Annotated in this window: 9 protein-coding genes; 3 read left to right on the top strand and 6 right to left on the bottom strand. The window is 75.9% G+C overall.

The genetic code is table 11. The annotated features are described in order from the left end of the window. Positions 1–1,240: 1,240 nt before the first annotated feature. Positions 1,241–1,723 carry a DUF456 domain-containing protein gene (locus I3F54_RS00005; RefSeq protein ID WP_240116350.1) on the top strand — a complete coding sequence of 161 codons (483 nt, stop codon included), beginning with the start codon at positions 1,241–1,243 and terminating at the stop codon, positions 1,721–1,723. Positions 1,724–1,845: 122 nt separating this feature from the next. Here the strand turns inward: I3F54_RS00005 and I3F54_RS00010 are convergent, their stop codons facing one another. The 5 genes from I3F54_RS00010 to I3F54_RS00030 form a co-directional block, all read right to left on the bottom strand. After that, positions 1,846–2,334 carry a methylated-DNA--[protein]-cysteine S-methyltransferase gene (locus I3F54_RS00010; protein ID WP_240116351.1) on the bottom strand — a complete coding sequence of 163 codons (489 nt, stop codon included), beginning with the start codon at positions 2,332–2,334 and terminating at the stop codon, positions 1,846–1,848. After that, on the bottom strand, positions 2,331–3,722 hold the full coding sequence (locus tag I3F54_RS00015; protein ID WP_240116736.1) for a DNA-3-methyladenine glycosylase 2 family protein: 1,392 nt from the start codon (positions 3,720–3,722) through the stop codon (positions 2,331–2,333). The genes I3F54_RS00010 and I3F54_RS00015 overlap by 4 nt, the downstream gene beginning before the upstream one ends. A gap of 215 nt (positions 3,723–3,937) precedes the next feature. Further along, the gene (rsgA, locus tag I3F54_RS00020) at positions 3,938–5,092 is read right to left on the bottom strand and encodes a ribosome small subunit-dependent GTPase A (RefSeq protein WP_374205819.1); all 1,155 of its coding nucleotides are present in this window, start codon (positions 5,090–5,092) and stop codon (positions 3,938–3,940) included. A 431-nt stretch (positions 5,093–5,523) separates the two neighbouring features. After that, positions 5,524–7,032 carry a cellulose-binding domain-containing protein gene (locus tag I3F54_RS00025; RefSeq protein ID WP_240116352.1) on the bottom strand — a complete coding sequence of 503 codons (1,509 nt, stop codon included), beginning with the start codon at positions 7,030–7,032 and terminating at the stop codon, positions 5,524–5,526. Positions 7,033–7,204: 172 nt separating this feature from the next. After that, positions 7,205–8,536 carry a radical SAM protein gene (locus I3F54_RS00030; RefSeq protein ID WP_240116353.1) on the bottom strand — a complete coding sequence of 444 codons (1,332 nt, stop codon included), beginning with the start codon at positions 8,534–8,536 and terminating at the stop codon, positions 7,205–7,207. Between the two features lie 220 nt (positions 8,537–8,756). On the opposite strand from I3F54_RS00030, the gene I3F54_RS00035 reads away from it, so the two are divergent. Together I3F54_RS00035 and mmuM are read left to right on the top strand one after the other, a co-directional pair. Further along, a complete protein-coding gene (locus I3F54_RS00035) occupies positions 8,757–9,368 on the top strand; it encodes a TetR/AcrR family transcriptional regulator (RefSeq protein WP_240116354.1) in 612 nt (203 codons plus the stop codon). A 375-nt stretch (positions 9,369–9,743) separates the two neighbouring features. After that, entirely contained in the window at positions 9,744–10,670 is a 927-nt protein-coding gene (mmuM, locus tag I3F54_RS00040) for a homocysteine S-methyltransferase (RefSeq protein ID WP_240116355.1), read from the top strand. 262 nt (positions 10,671–10,932) lie between these two features. Here the strand turns inward: mmuM and I3F54_RS00045 are convergent, their stop codons facing one another. Further along, complete coding sequence (locus tag I3F54_RS00045; RefSeq protein ID WP_240116356.1) at positions 10,933–12,576, bottom strand: carboxylesterase/lipase family protein; 1,644 nt, start codon at positions 12,574–12,576, stop codon at positions 10,933–10,935. Between the last annotated feature and the right edge of the window lie 379 nt (positions 12,577–12,955).

Consider the following 12,955-nt stretch of genomic DNA (forward strand, 5'->3'; position numbering starts at 1 on the left):
CCGCGGACCCGGGACGCCGGGGCCCCCCGGGGCGGTCTGCGGGGCGGGGGGTCCGGCGGGGGGAGGGACCTCCCCGGCGACCTCCTTCCCGGCGGGCGGCGCGGGCTCGGCGGCGCGACCGCGCCGGGAGGGCGCACCGGCGCCCGCAGCACCACGGCCGGCGGGACTCCCCGGACGGGGACCACCTGCCGAGGCTCCATCGGTCCGGGCCGGTCCCCGGGGCGCCGGCGTCCGGTCCTCCCGGGCTGCGCCACCGGGGCGCGGTGGGACGTCCGGCGGGTCCGGCCACGGGGGCGCAGGCACGGCGTCGGCCGGCACCGCGGCCGTGTCGGGATCCACCGATACGGGCGCTCCTGCGCCCGGAGGGGGCGTGCGGCCTCCGGGCGCCCTCCCGGCGAATCCCGGGGGCATCGGCCCCGGAGGGAAGGTCGCCGGGGCCTCGGGAGTGGGGGGCGGCGGCTCCCAGGGAGCCCTCGGCCGGGTGCGCCGGGCCGTGCCGGGGTCCGTCCCGGAGCGGGGCGCGCCGTCGGGGGGTGGCTCGGCCCCGCCGGCACGGCCCGTCTGGGGGTGCCGCCGCGGGGGAACGGGATCCGCCGGCGGCGGCGCGGGGGGAACCGGCGGCTGCCCCAGCGTGCCGGCCGCGGACGCGAAGCGGTCGTCCAGGGAGTCGGGCGTGGGCGTGGCACCCGTGTCCTCGGTGACGTCGTCGTACAGCTGTGCCCACCAGTCGTCCCCCTGCCCGGCGGGCCTACCCCCCTGCTGGCTCATGCCCCTAATTGTCCACCGCGCGGGGCATGTGGAAACGGGGCATCGGGAAAATCCGGCACGCCGGTCCGCGCCGGACGGTGTGTCGGGTGACCGCGTCGTCGGGCCTGTTCGCGTCCTGGCGGCGCAAGGCGCCACCGCTGCGGTTCGGCCGGTCCGGCGTGACCGGGCAGGGTCCGCGGGGTCCGGACCGCACCGGCCTGGAGACCCTCTCCCCGCCGAACGGCCGGGCTGACCGCCGCGAGCGTCGCCGAGTGGCTCGGCCGGGGCTGCCGGCCGTGTGGCGCCGGGTGAGGCGGCTGATCGAGCTGACCGGCGTGACGACCCTGCTGCCACGGGGCTGGCACGCCCGCGGACGGGGCTGGGCGACCCGGACGGGGCAGCCGTCCCCGCCGGAGCCTCCCTCTTCCCGGGAGGGGGCCGAGGGGGTACGCCTTCACCTGCGCGTTCTCCCCGCGTCCGGCACTCTGGGCAGATGGGAGCGTGGGAACTCCTGCTGATCGGCGTGGTGCTGCTGCTCGGCCTGTGCGGAGTGCTGGTGCCCGGAGTTCCGGGGTCGTGGCTCGTGTGGGCCGCGATCCTGTGGTGGTCGCTGCAGGACCCGCAGCCGGTGGCCTGGAGCGTCCTGGTCGGGGCGACCGCGGCGCTGCTGCTGGCGCAGGTGGTGCGGTGGGCGCTGCCGCCGCGCCGGCTGCGCACGAGCGGCGCCACCCCTCGCATGGCCGTGTACGCGGGGGTCGGTGCCGTTGCCGGCTTCGTCCTGCTCCCGGTGGTCGGCGCGGTCCCGGGCTTCCTGGCCGGCATCTACCTGTCCGAGCGGCTGCGTCTGGGCGGGCACGGCCAGGCGCGGTCCGCGTTGCGCACGGCGATGCGGTCGGGTGGCTGGAGCGTCCTGGCGGAACTGTTCGCGTGCCTGCTGATCGTGGGGGCGTGGCTGGGGGCGGTGTTCGGGGGCTGAGGTGGGCGAGGGGGGCCGAGAGGGGCCGAGGGGGTGGTGGGCCCCGGGTCCTGCGGCCGGGATCCGGTCTGCGTCACCCTCGCATCGCTCCTGAGGGGGGTCTGACACCTTGACGACGTCTCCTAGAGCGCGCCCTCCAGGGTGAGCAGCCGGACCTTGCGCTCCAGTCCGCCGGCGTAGCCGGTGAGCGAGCCGTCGGCACCGATCACCCGGTGGCAGGGCCGCACGATCAGCAGTGGATTGGCGCCGATCGCGCCGCCGACGGCGCGCACGGCGGCGCGGGAGGCACCGATGCGTGCGGCGATCTCGCCGTACGTGACGGTCGTCCCGTAGGGCACGGTGTCCAGGGCCGTCCACACCTGTTCGCGGAAGGCCGTGCCGTGCGGGCGCAGCGGCAGCGCGAACTCCTTGAGGTCGCCGGCGAAGTACGCGGCCAGCTGCTCCCGGGCCGCCGTGAACAGTCCGGGTGCGTGCACCCAGCCGTCCCGGAGCACGCGACCGCCCTTCTGGCCGGGCACGGACAGCGAAGTGAGCCGGCCGTCCGGGTCGGCGGTCAGCAGGAGCGGGCCCAGCGGGCTGCCTACCTCGGTCCAGTGGGTCGGGGCGGTCATGGAGACTCCAGTCCCCCTGCGATGCGCAGGTGTTGTACGGCGTAGGTGCGCCAGGGGCGCCAGCCGTCGGGAAGGTCGGCGCCGGGCGGCGCCACGTCGGGGTCGCCCAGGGCGCGGGCACGGACGGCCGCGGCGGTGGCGGCGCCGACGCCGGGGACGGCGAGCAGGGCCTGCTGCGCGTCGTCCCGGTCGGCGCCGGCGTCCAGCCGTACGGCGCCGTCGGCGAGGGCGGCGCCGAGTGCGCCCAGTGGGCTGTCGGGGTCGGCGCCGGCGAGGACGCCCGGTTCGGGGAAGAGGTGGGTGAGGCTGCCGCAGGGGGCGTCGAGGGCCTTGCCGTAGCGCCGGACCAGCCGTTCGGCCTCGGCGCGGCCCACCAGGGACCGCACGGCGAACTCCTCGGGGTCGGCGGTGCCCGGCGCGCGCAGGCCGGGCCGCGCCGCGACCAGCGGGGCGAGACGGGGGTCGGCGCCCAGCCGCTCGTCGACGGCGTACGGGTCGGCGTCGAGGTCGAAGAGGCGGCGCAGCCGTTGCACCGCGGTGCTCAGATCGCGCAGGTCGGTGAGGTGCAGCCGCGCGTCCAGCCAGCCGCCCGGGTGGGCGCCGCGGCCGGGCCGCGGCATGCCGGGCCGTTCGTCGACGGCGACGGTCCCGGTGCCGTACGGCAGCCGCAGGACCCTGCGGAACACCCGCTCTCCCGGTGGGCCGGTGACCTCCTCGACCCCGGCCACGGCCTCGCGGTGCAGCTGGTCGAAGACGGGGCCGGACCGGTACGGCCCGCGGTGCGCGAGCCGCAGCGGGATCCCGGCGCCCGGGGTGTCCGGACGGCTGCCCCGGGGGGCGGCGGCGCGCAGTCCGGTCGGGGTGTCCGCGTACACGTCCCTGATGGTGTCGTTGAACTGGCGGACGCTGGCGAAGCCGGCGGCGAACGCGATCCGGGTGATCGGCAGGCCGGTGGTCTGCAGCAGCACGCGTGCGGTGTGCGCTCGCTGGGCGCGGGCCAGGGCGACCGGGCCGGCTCCCAGCTCGGCGGTGAGCTGCCGCTGCACCTGCCGGGCGCTGTATCCCAGGCGGGCGGCCAGGCCGCTCACGCCCTCCCGGTCGACGACTCCGTCGCCGATCAGCCGCACGGCCCGTCCGACGACGTCGGCGCGGGCGTTCCACTCGGCCGAGCCCGGCACCGCGTCGGGCCGGCACCGCCGGCAGGCCCGGAACCCCGAGCCCTGCGCGGCGGCGGCCGTGGCGAAGAACCGCACGTTGCGCCGCTTCGGCGGGACGGCGGGGCAGCTGGGCCGGCAGTAGATGCCGGTCGTCGTCACGGCGAAGAAGAACGCCCCGTCGAACCGGGCGTCCCGGCTCCGCACCGCCTCGTACCTGGTGTCCTCGTCCATCACGTCTTCCAGTCTGCGCCCGGGGCGCGGCCCGGACCGGCGGGATTCGGACGTGAAGGTGGGACGGGGACGCGCCGCGCACCCGTGCGGGGAGGGTCCGGCGAGGGCGGGCGGCTCCTCCCAGGGCGGGAGGAGCCGGTCCGGGCCGGGGCGGGGGCCGGACCCGGCCCCCGCCGTGAGGTCCGGCCCGGACCGGGGCCCGGACCGGAGTGCGGCTATCGCAGGCGTCCCCGCTTGGCCTCCATCGCCGCCCGCCCCTGAGCCCCCTTCCGCTTCCAGTCCTTGCGCAGTTCAGCCCGGAGTCGCGCGTCGGTCTTCGCGACGATCCGCTGGTTCTCGCGCTTCAGCTTGCGGTAGCTCTCCAGCCGGCGCACGGGAAGGTCACCGTCCTCGATGGCCGCCCGCACCGCGCACCCCGGCTCGCTGTCGTGCGCGCAGTCGTGGAACCGGCACCGCGCGGCGAGTTCCTCGATCTCGGAGAAGACCTGCCCGACTCCGGTCTCTGCGTCCCACAACCCCACGCCGCGCAGGCCGGGGGTGTCGATCAGGACGCCGCCGCCCCGGAGGGCGAGGAGGTTGCGGGTGGTCGTGGTGTGGCGGCCCTTTCCGTCGATGTCGCGGATGGCCTGCACGTCCATCACGTCCTCCCCGAGCAGCGCGTTGGCGAGGGTGGACTTGCCCGCGCCGGACTGCCCGAGCAGCACGGACGTACCGCCGGAGACAAGCGCGGTGAGCACGTCGAGGCCTTCGCCCCGTGCCGCGCTGACGGCGAGGACCGGCACTGCGGGAGCCGTCGTCTCGACGTCCTGGACGAGGTACGACCGTGTCACCGCGTCGGGGACCAGATCGGCCTTGGTGAGCACGACCACGGGTTGCGCCCCGGACTCCCAGGCCAGGGCGAGGAAGCGCTCGATGCGGCCGAGGTCGAGTTCGGCGCCGAGGGAGACCGCGATGATCGCGTGGTCGACGTTGGCGGCGAGGATCTGGCCCTCGGACCGCTTGGAGGAGGTGGAGCGGACGAAGGCGGTGCGGCGGGGCAGGCAGGTCCGGACGTAGCGGGGGTTGCCACCCGGCTCGACCGCGACCCAGTCGCCCGTGCACACCACCCGCATCGGGTCGTGCGGGGTGACGAACGCGGTGTCCGCACGCAGCACACCGCCGGCGCCGACGACGTCGCACTGTCCGCGGTCGACCCGGATCACGCGGCCGGGCAGCAGCCCCTCGGCGGCGTGGAGGGCGAACGCTTCGGCCCAGGCCTCGTCCCAGCCGTACGCGGTCAGGTCGCGCGGAGCCGCGGACGACGTGGGCGAGGAGGAGAGGGAACCGGATGAACCGGAAGAACCGGATGAACGGGAAGAGCTGGAAGTCAAGGGTGACCCTTCACGAGGGCGGCACCGGCACGCGCCGACGGGCGCGGAGAAACAGGGTGAGGTCAGCCGGTGGCCACGGAGGTGGACTGGACGGATTCCTGGCTGCGGGCAGCGCCCGGCGCAAAGACAGCCATCGGTCGACACCTCCTCGTCCCTGTACGCGGCCCGCGGTGGCCGACTGCCACCGCGCGCAACGCCCTCACCCTAGCGGGACCGCCGCGTCCCGGGTCAACCGCTTTTCCGCGCGCTCCCTCCGTCCGGTCGCGCGGGGCCCCGGTCCCGTACGGCTCGGGGCGCGGCGGCCGGGCCGTGCCTCACCGGCGCGGCATCCCGGCGGCACGGCGCGCTGCGCCTCCGTTCGCCCTGGCCGTACCAGGACACGGCCCGCGCGGCCGGTTCGTCGTGACCACCCGTTCGTCATGACCGCCCGTTCACCCCGCCCGGCAGGTCTGCCCGTTGAGGGTGAAGCCCTTCGGGTCCGCGTTCCGGCCCTGCCAGGTACCGAGGAAGCCGAAGGATACGGTGCCGCCGACCGGGACGGGCGTGCTGTAGCCGGTGGCGCCGACGGTGACGCCGGGACCGGACTGGGAGAAACGGGCGTCCCACATCTGGGTGATGCGCTGGCCGTCGGGGAAGGACCAGGCGACGCTCCAGTCGTCGAGCGCGTCGGCGGTGGTGAGGGTGACGGCGGCCTGGAAGCCGTTGGCCCACTGGTTGAGGACGCGGTAGTCGACCGCGCAGCCGGCTGCCGCAGAGGGCTCTCCGCCCTGGCCGGGGGCGGTCGACACGGTGGTGCCCTGCGGCTCGGGGGCGGGGGCTTCACGGCCGGCGGGTGGCGTACCGGTGGCGGGCGTGGCGCGCGTCGTGGGCGGGGGTGTGGGCGTGGACGGGGTGGACCGGGGGGCGAGGGTACGGGCGGGTGTCGGCGAGGCGGGCGGCAGGCCGGGGATGGCGTCGGTGGCCTGCCGGCGGCCGACGTCTTCGGGGCGGGCCGCGGCGTCGTCCGCGGAGCCGAACGGCATCAGGGAGACGGCGAGCGCGAGTACGGAGACCAGGCCGGCCGTGACGAGCAGTCCGCCGCGGGCGAAGCGGGCTCCGGCGTCCGCTTCGCCGTGCCGGTCGGCCGCCGGGTCCTCGGGGCGTCCCGCGCACAGACGCGCCTCGGCGGCGCGGCGGCGCCGTTCGAGGTAGGCCGGTCCGCCCCAGCCGGTGACTCCCCCGGCCAGGGCCGCGGGCAGGGTCCCGTCGTGCAGGCGCAGGCAGGCGGCGGCCTCGGCGCAGTCGACGCAGGTCGCGAGGTGCCGGGAGAGGTCGTCGGGGGTGTCGGTGCCGGGCCGGCGGGTGACGGCGTCGAGAAGCCGCGCGTAGCTGCGGCACTCGGCGGCGAGCCGGGCGTCGAGGTGGCCCCTGCGGCATCGGTCCCGGAACAGGGTGCGTGCCTGGTCGAGGGCGTCGGCCGCGGCGGCCGGGTCGAGGCCGAGGCCACGGGCGGCCACGTGCGGCGGCAGCGCCTCCACCTCAGCCGCCCAGAGCAGTTCGGCGTCGGTTTCCGGCAGGTCGCGCAGCGCGCGCAGGGCGAGGGGACGGCCCTGCGGCGGGCCGGTGCAGCGGGCGGCCCGGCCCGAGTTGAGCCACAGGCGCAGGTCGGGGTCGAGCCGGTGGCCCTCTCCCGCGGCCTCCCAGCCGGCTGCCGTGGTGCGGACGGCCGTCAGCAGCAGCGGGATCCGCGGCAGCCGGTCGGGGCGGCGGCCGGGCGCGCGCCGGTTGACCGGCTCTGCGTCGCGTGCCTGGCGCAAGCCGAGTGCGAACGCCTCCCGGGCCAGGGCCTGCGCGGCGGCGGAGCCCGACGTGCACAGGTCGGCGTAGGACAGCACGGCGTCCCAGCACTCGGTGAACTGCGCAGCCTCGGTGGCGTCCTGGGGAGTCGGCAGGTCGGGCAATGGGTCTCCTGCATCCACAGGCGAGGTCAACTCACTGCACTGGCAACTGAGTTGCGGGAACCCTCGCAGTGGTGTCCGAGCCTTTCACGCCTCCGACACAACTGACAAGCGCCCTGTTCAGATGTCGCGGGCCGTCTCCGCGCCCTGTGCGCGGAGACGGCCCGCGGGGTGCTCATCGCGCCACGGCCGGATCCTGCGCCGGGAGACTGTCCATGAAGGAGCTGACGGAGAAGACGGCGTGACCGGGGCCGGGCGGGCCGTAGCCGGGGGGCGAGGACAGGCCGAACTCGTCCATGGTGGCGCGGTAGGCCTCCAGCAGGCGGATGTGGTATTCCAGCGGCGCGCCCTGCGGATTGGCCTTGCCGAGCGGGGTGGTGGGTTCCGGGCACCAGGTGGTGAACCGGGGTGTGATGCCGTGCGACATGAAGAAGCGCAGGCCCTCGGTGGTCGAGGCGATGGCCTCGTCGACGTCGGTGAAACCGAACGGCTCGGCCATCTCCACGCCCGCCACGAAGTTCGGGATGACGTTGCGCGCACCGAACACGTCGGCCGAGTCGAGGATCCTGCGGTGCCACTCGTCCCGTCCGACGTACCGCTCCTTGCCCGGGCAGTACAGCTCGAACAGCCGGCGGTCCCACACCTCGTAGTTGGGGTGGTAGATCTGCACGCCGTAGTCCTTGAAGCGCTGCACGTCCGCCTTGGGCAGCGCCTGCGCGACGACCTTGCCGATCCAGCGGCCCGGGAAGCGCTCCTCGATGGCCTTGGCGTAGTGGCCGTAGAAGTCGGCCTCGTCGCGTCCGGCGACCGACTTGGTGATGGCACCCCCGGTGAGCGTGTAGGCGGTGGAGGCCCTCTGGGTGTCGTACCGGTCGATGATCTCCAGCGCCTCCAGGACCTCCTCCACGTCCTTCACGCCCGTGTAGGGGCGGCCGGCGGCCTTGTGCTGGCGCCAGTTGTGGTTGATGTCGCAGTACTGGCACTCCTCCTTGGCGCCGAAGTACTGGCAGACCCGGAAGACGGTGAGGTAGATCAGGTAGCCCCACTGGATGGTGGGGGCCACCTCCATCACGGACTTCCCGCTGGAGAGGGTGTGCCGGTAGTACTCCGGCATCGGCGGCACGCCGACGTCGGCGATGCGCCTGCCGTCCAGGTACAGGCCGAGCATGCCCTCCTCGTCTGCGGCGACGCGGTAGGGGGACGCCGGGTTCACACGGACGGACACCACGGTCCGGCGCAGGTCGTACGGGCCTCCGGTGAGGATGATCTCCTCCGGCGGGCGGCGCAGCGCGGCCTCGCCCAGCTCGGGCAGGGTGCCGTGGTCGAAGGAGAAGATGAAGTAGGACTTCGGCTTGACCTCGCCGGCCGCCTCGTTGGCGGTGTCACTGAGCGCCGAGGGGTCGAAGGCGACCCCGCCGCGCAGCAGGTCCTCCTTGAAGACGGCCTCCCGCGGCACATGCGGAAAGCGCTCCATCAGATCCTCGACCAGCGCGGTGCGGCTGCCCATCCGTCTCTCCTCCCACAGGCGTACGACTCCTCACGTTATGCCCTGTCTCCGGAGCCGTCGGGGCCGGGTCCCCTCGCGTCGCGCGGCATCCCCCGGCACGGGGGTGTCCGGCGGCAGCGCAGGCACCGCCTCCGGGGCCGCCCTGACGGCCCCATCAGCCCTTCGTCGGCTAGGCTTCCGCCTAGAGGCCCTAGGTTCTGCTGGTTCTCGGAGGTTCCCCTTGGCCCGTGCCGGTATCACCGTCGGCCGTCTCGTCGCGGCGGCGGCCGATCTCGCCGACGAGGCCGGGTTCGACCAGGTCAGCCTGTCCGCGCTGGCACGGGGCTTCGGGGTGAGGGACGCAAGCCTCTACTCGCACGTCAGGAACCTCCAGGAACTGCGGACGCGGATCGCCCTGCTGGCCGGCGGGGAGATGATCGACCGGATCGCGGCCGCCGTGGCCGGGCGCGCCGGCAAGGAGGCGCTGACCGCCTTCGCCGACGCCTACCGGGAGTACGCCCTGACCCACCCGGGGCGCTACGCCGCCACCCAGATCCGCATCGACCCGGCCGCCTTCGCCGGCACGCCCGTCATGCGCCGTACGGCCGAGATCACCTACGGCGTGCTCCGCTCCTACGGCCTGGAGGAGCCCGACCTCACCGACGCGGTGCGCCTGCTGCGCAGCACCTTCCACGGGTACTGCGCCCTGGAGGCGGCCGGCGGCTTCGCCGCTGCCCGCGACGTGCAACGGTCGTGGGACAAGGCCGTGGACGCCCTGCACGCGGCCCTCACCCACTGGCCCCGCGAGGCCGGGCACGGACCGAGCGGCAGGAAGCCCGAGAGCCACGCCTGACCAGCAGGAACCGGTGGACTTCGGGTACGTCCTCGGATCCGGCGCCGGCGGCATCACCGCCCGGCCCCAGGGGTACGCCGGGCGAACGACCGGGTCCTCGGCGTCGTACCGCCCCCGTTGTCCGGACGCTTGCCGGGAAGCCGTCTCCCGCTGTCTCGTCACATGGCGGATCAGCGAGGTCGTGCGCGGATCGTGCGGGGCGGTCGTCCAAGCGGACAGGGGAAAGCAGCGGCATGCGGGCGGCAGCCGACGTCACCCGGGCCCGCCCCCTGGCCCGGCGTCCCCGGGTCAGCCACCGGGACGGCCGCCCGGGCCCGCGGGGGAGCCGGCCACCGTATGGCCCGCGACCGCGCTCACTCGGCTACCGTCGACGGCATGACCTGCGGCCCCACCCTCGCCGAGGCCCTCGCCGCCGGGACGGTCGTCCTCGACGGCGGCCTGTCCAACCAGCTGGAGGCGGCCGGGCACGACCTGAGCGACGCGCTGTGGTCGGCGCGGCTGCTGGCGGAGCGGCCCGAGGCGATCGCCGAGGCGCACGGGACCTACTTCGCGGCGGGCGCCGATGTGGCGATCACCGCGAGCTACCAGGCCACGTTCGAGGGATTCGCCCGGCGCGGGATCGGCCGCGCGGAGGCGGCCCGGCTGCTCACGCTCGCCGTGGAGCTGGCGCGGCAGGCCGTACGACACGCCCGGGGTGCGGGGACGACCCGGCCGCTGTGGGTGGCGGCGTCCGCAGGTCCCTACGGAGCGATGCTCGCCGACGGGTCCGAGTACCGGGGGCGCTACGGGCTGAGCCTGCGGGAGCTGGAGCGTTTCCACCGGCCCCGGCTGGAGGTGCTGGCCGCGGCCGGGCCCGACGTGCTGGCCCTGGAGACCGTGCCGGACACGGACGAGGCGGCGGCGCTGCTGCGGGCGGTGCGCGGGCTCGGTGTGCCCGCCTGGCTGTCGTACACCGTGAACGGGACCCGCACCCGGGCGGGGCAGCCGCTGGAGGAGGCCTTCACGCTGGCCGCGGACGCGGACGACGTCGTCGCGGTCGGCGTCAACTGCTGTGCCCCGCGGGACGTCGGGACCGCCGTGGAGATCGCGGCGCGCGTGACGGGCAAGCCCGTGGTCGCCTACCCCAACAGCGGTGAGGGCTGGGACGCCGGGGCGCGCCGCTGGGACGGCCGCTCCACGTTCACCCCCGGTCAGGTCCTCGGCTGGCGGGACGCGGGGGCGCGGCTGATCGGCGGCTGCTGCCGGGTGGGGCCGGCGGCCATCGCCTCGATCGCACGGGCCCTGGCGGACCGACCCGGGTGACACGTCACGGCGGGTCGGCGGTGCGCCGGAGCGTGGCCTGCCGGCGGCGCGACCGGGGTGGGCGCGGGCCGGGACCGGCGGTGCAGCGCTCTCGCCCCGGCCGGGCGCCCTCGGCCGGAGCGCGGGCACCCGCCGATGCGCTGCCGGGGATGGACCGAGGGCGCCCGAAGTGGCGGCCCGGCGGACCTCGGCGGCGCGGTGCAGCCGGCGGCGCCCGGCGGTGCGTGCGCGGGGCCCGGAGCCGCCGGACGGGGTGCGGGGGTCAGTGCCGGCGGACGCCGACGGAGCGCCGGAGCCGCTGCACCGCCGAACGCCGTTCCGTGCCGCGCGCGGGCGAATCGGGGTCCGGGCCCGACGCGAGCACGGACTCCCCCGGGGTGGGCTCGGCGGAGGCCCACAGGGCGAGTTCGGCGTCCCGGTGGCCGCGGGCGGTGTAGGGGTCCCGGAGATCGCGCGGGCCGGAGCCGTCTGCCCGGGGCCCGCCGTCCGGCGCCGTCGGTGCGGCCTCACCGAGGATCCGTACCGGGTGTGTGGCGTCCCAGGCCTCCCAGCCCGGGTCTCCCCCGGCGGCGAACCGGACCCAGGCGCCGTGCATCTGTTCCGCCAGCTCGCGCGGACCGCCCGGGCCCGCGAGCTTCGCGGACTCCGGCGTCTCGCCGGTGTCGAAGACGAACCCGAGTTCCAGCGCGTGGCAGGCGCCGAGGCCGGGCAGCCGCGACGGCCAGGCGAACTCGTAGACGTACGACGATCCGGGCCGGGCCCCGGCCAGGCGGTGCATCGGCAGGCGCAGGAGATGGTCGGTGACCATCTGGCCGACGATCTCGGCGGTGCCGGCCCGCGGGTTCAGTGCGCGGTAGCCGCGTGGGACCTCGTGCCCGCAGTGGCAGCGCGCCATGGCGCCGGCGAGTGCCATCGGGCCGAGCCGGTCCACGCGCTCCAGCAGCCCGCCCGGCACCAGCCACAGCCGGTACTCGTCCCGGGTCCAGCCCATCAGCAGTTCGGCGCCGGGCGCCACGGTGCCGTCGATCAGTGCCTGGAGCGGGTCGCGCGGCACCAGGTCGCCGTCGACGACGATGCCGAAGGACGGTCCGCCGAGCACCGGGGTGCTCAGCCGGCCGGCCTCGGTCTGGGTCCGCAGCAGCAGGTCCCGGTCGACCTCGGCGAAGGCCTGTGCGGTCGCCGGGATCTTCAGCCGGGTCGCCATGCGGCGTACCATGCGCCGCACCTTGTCCCGGTCGAAGGCCTCCGGCGGCCCGCTCTGCAGGACGACCCGGCGGAACAGACCGTGCGCCTGCGGGGCGGCCATCAGCGCGCCGACGCTGATGGCACCGGCCGACTGCCCGCACAGCGTCACCCGACCGGGGTCGCCGCCGAAGGCGGTGATCGAGGCGTGCACCCACTGCAGGGCGGCGAGCTGGTCGCGCAGCCCCGGGTTGGCGGGGGCGTCCGGGAACAGGCCGTAGCCCTCGACGCCCAGGCGGTAGTTGACCGAGACCAGGACGACGCCGTCCCGGGCGAAGGCCCGGCCGTCGTAGACGGGAACGGCGGAGGAGCCGCGGGTCAGGGCGCCGCCGTGCAGCCAGACCATGACCGGCAGCCGGGCGCCGGGGCCGGGGTCGGGCGTCCACACGTTGAGGTTGAGACAGTCGTCGCCGGGCACGACCGGGTCGGACAGGTACTTGTCGAAGGCCTCGGAGTACGGGGGCTTCGGGGGCGTCGGGCCGAAGGCCGCCGCGTCGCGCACGCCGCCCCACGGCTCGGGCGGCTCAGGGGGGCGGAACCGGCGGGGGCCGAAGGGAGGCGCCGCGTAGGGGATACCCCTGAAGACGGCGATGCCGTCCTCGTACCTGCCGCGCACCCGCCCGTAGGGGGTCCTGACCACGGGGTCAGCCTGGCCTGCCGTCATGTGCCCACCAGCCCTTCGCAGCACACGTGCACCGGTATCACCAGAGCATGGCACCGGAGCCGGGTATTCCGTCACCCGGATCCGGTGGAACCGCGGCGCCCTGCCCGTTCGCGTGAGGAAGTCCCCCACCAGGGAAGCAATCGCTTTCTGCCCGCTGGTGGACCTTCGGACGGGCCTCGGGCGGGCCCGCGTGGTCGCAGCCTGCCTCGCCGCCGCGGCCCGCCGTGCCGCCGTGGGTCCGGAGGTCCGCGGCACGGGGGACGCGGTGAGCACCGCCGCCCCGCGGCCGGGGGGACCCACCGTGAGACCCGCAGGTCAGGCGGAGACGCTGCCGTTGTGCGGGTCGCCCTCCCCACGGGCCCCCCTCCCGGCGCCGCCG

Origin of the sequence: Streptomyces sp. MUM 2J (assembly GCF_022414535.1) — a bacterium.
Lineage (GTDB): Bacteria > Actinomycetota > Actinomycetes > Streptomycetales > Streptomycetaceae > Streptomyces.

What these genes read in the sequence shown, in the direction of transcription:
- I3F54_RS00010 (WP_240116351.1), bottom strand. Translation starts at nt 2,334, where the DNA reads ATGACCGCCCCGACCCACTGGACCGAGGTAGGCAGCCCGCTGGGCCCG.
- mmuM (WP_240116355.1), top strand. Translation starts at nt 9,744, where the DNA reads ATGACCTGCGGCCCCACCCTCGCCGAGGCCCTCGCCGCCGGGACGGTC.
- I3F54_RS00015 (WP_240116736.1), bottom strand. Translation starts at nt 3,722, where the DNA reads ATGGACGAGGACACCAGGTACGAGGCGGTGCGGAGCCGGGACGCCCGG.
- I3F54_RS00030 (WP_240116353.1), bottom strand. Translation starts at nt 8,536, where the DNA reads ATGGGCAGCCGCACCGCGCTGGTCGAGGATCTGATGGAGCGCTTTCCG.
- I3F54_RS00005 (WP_240116350.1), top strand. Translation starts at nt 1,241, where the DNA reads ATGGGAGCGTGGGAACTCCTGCTGATCGGCGTGGTGCTGCTGCTCGGC.
- I3F54_RS00045 (WP_240116356.1), bottom strand. Translation starts at nt 12,576, where the DNA reads ATGACGGCAGGCCAGGCTGACCCCGTGGTCAGGACCCCCTACGGGCGG.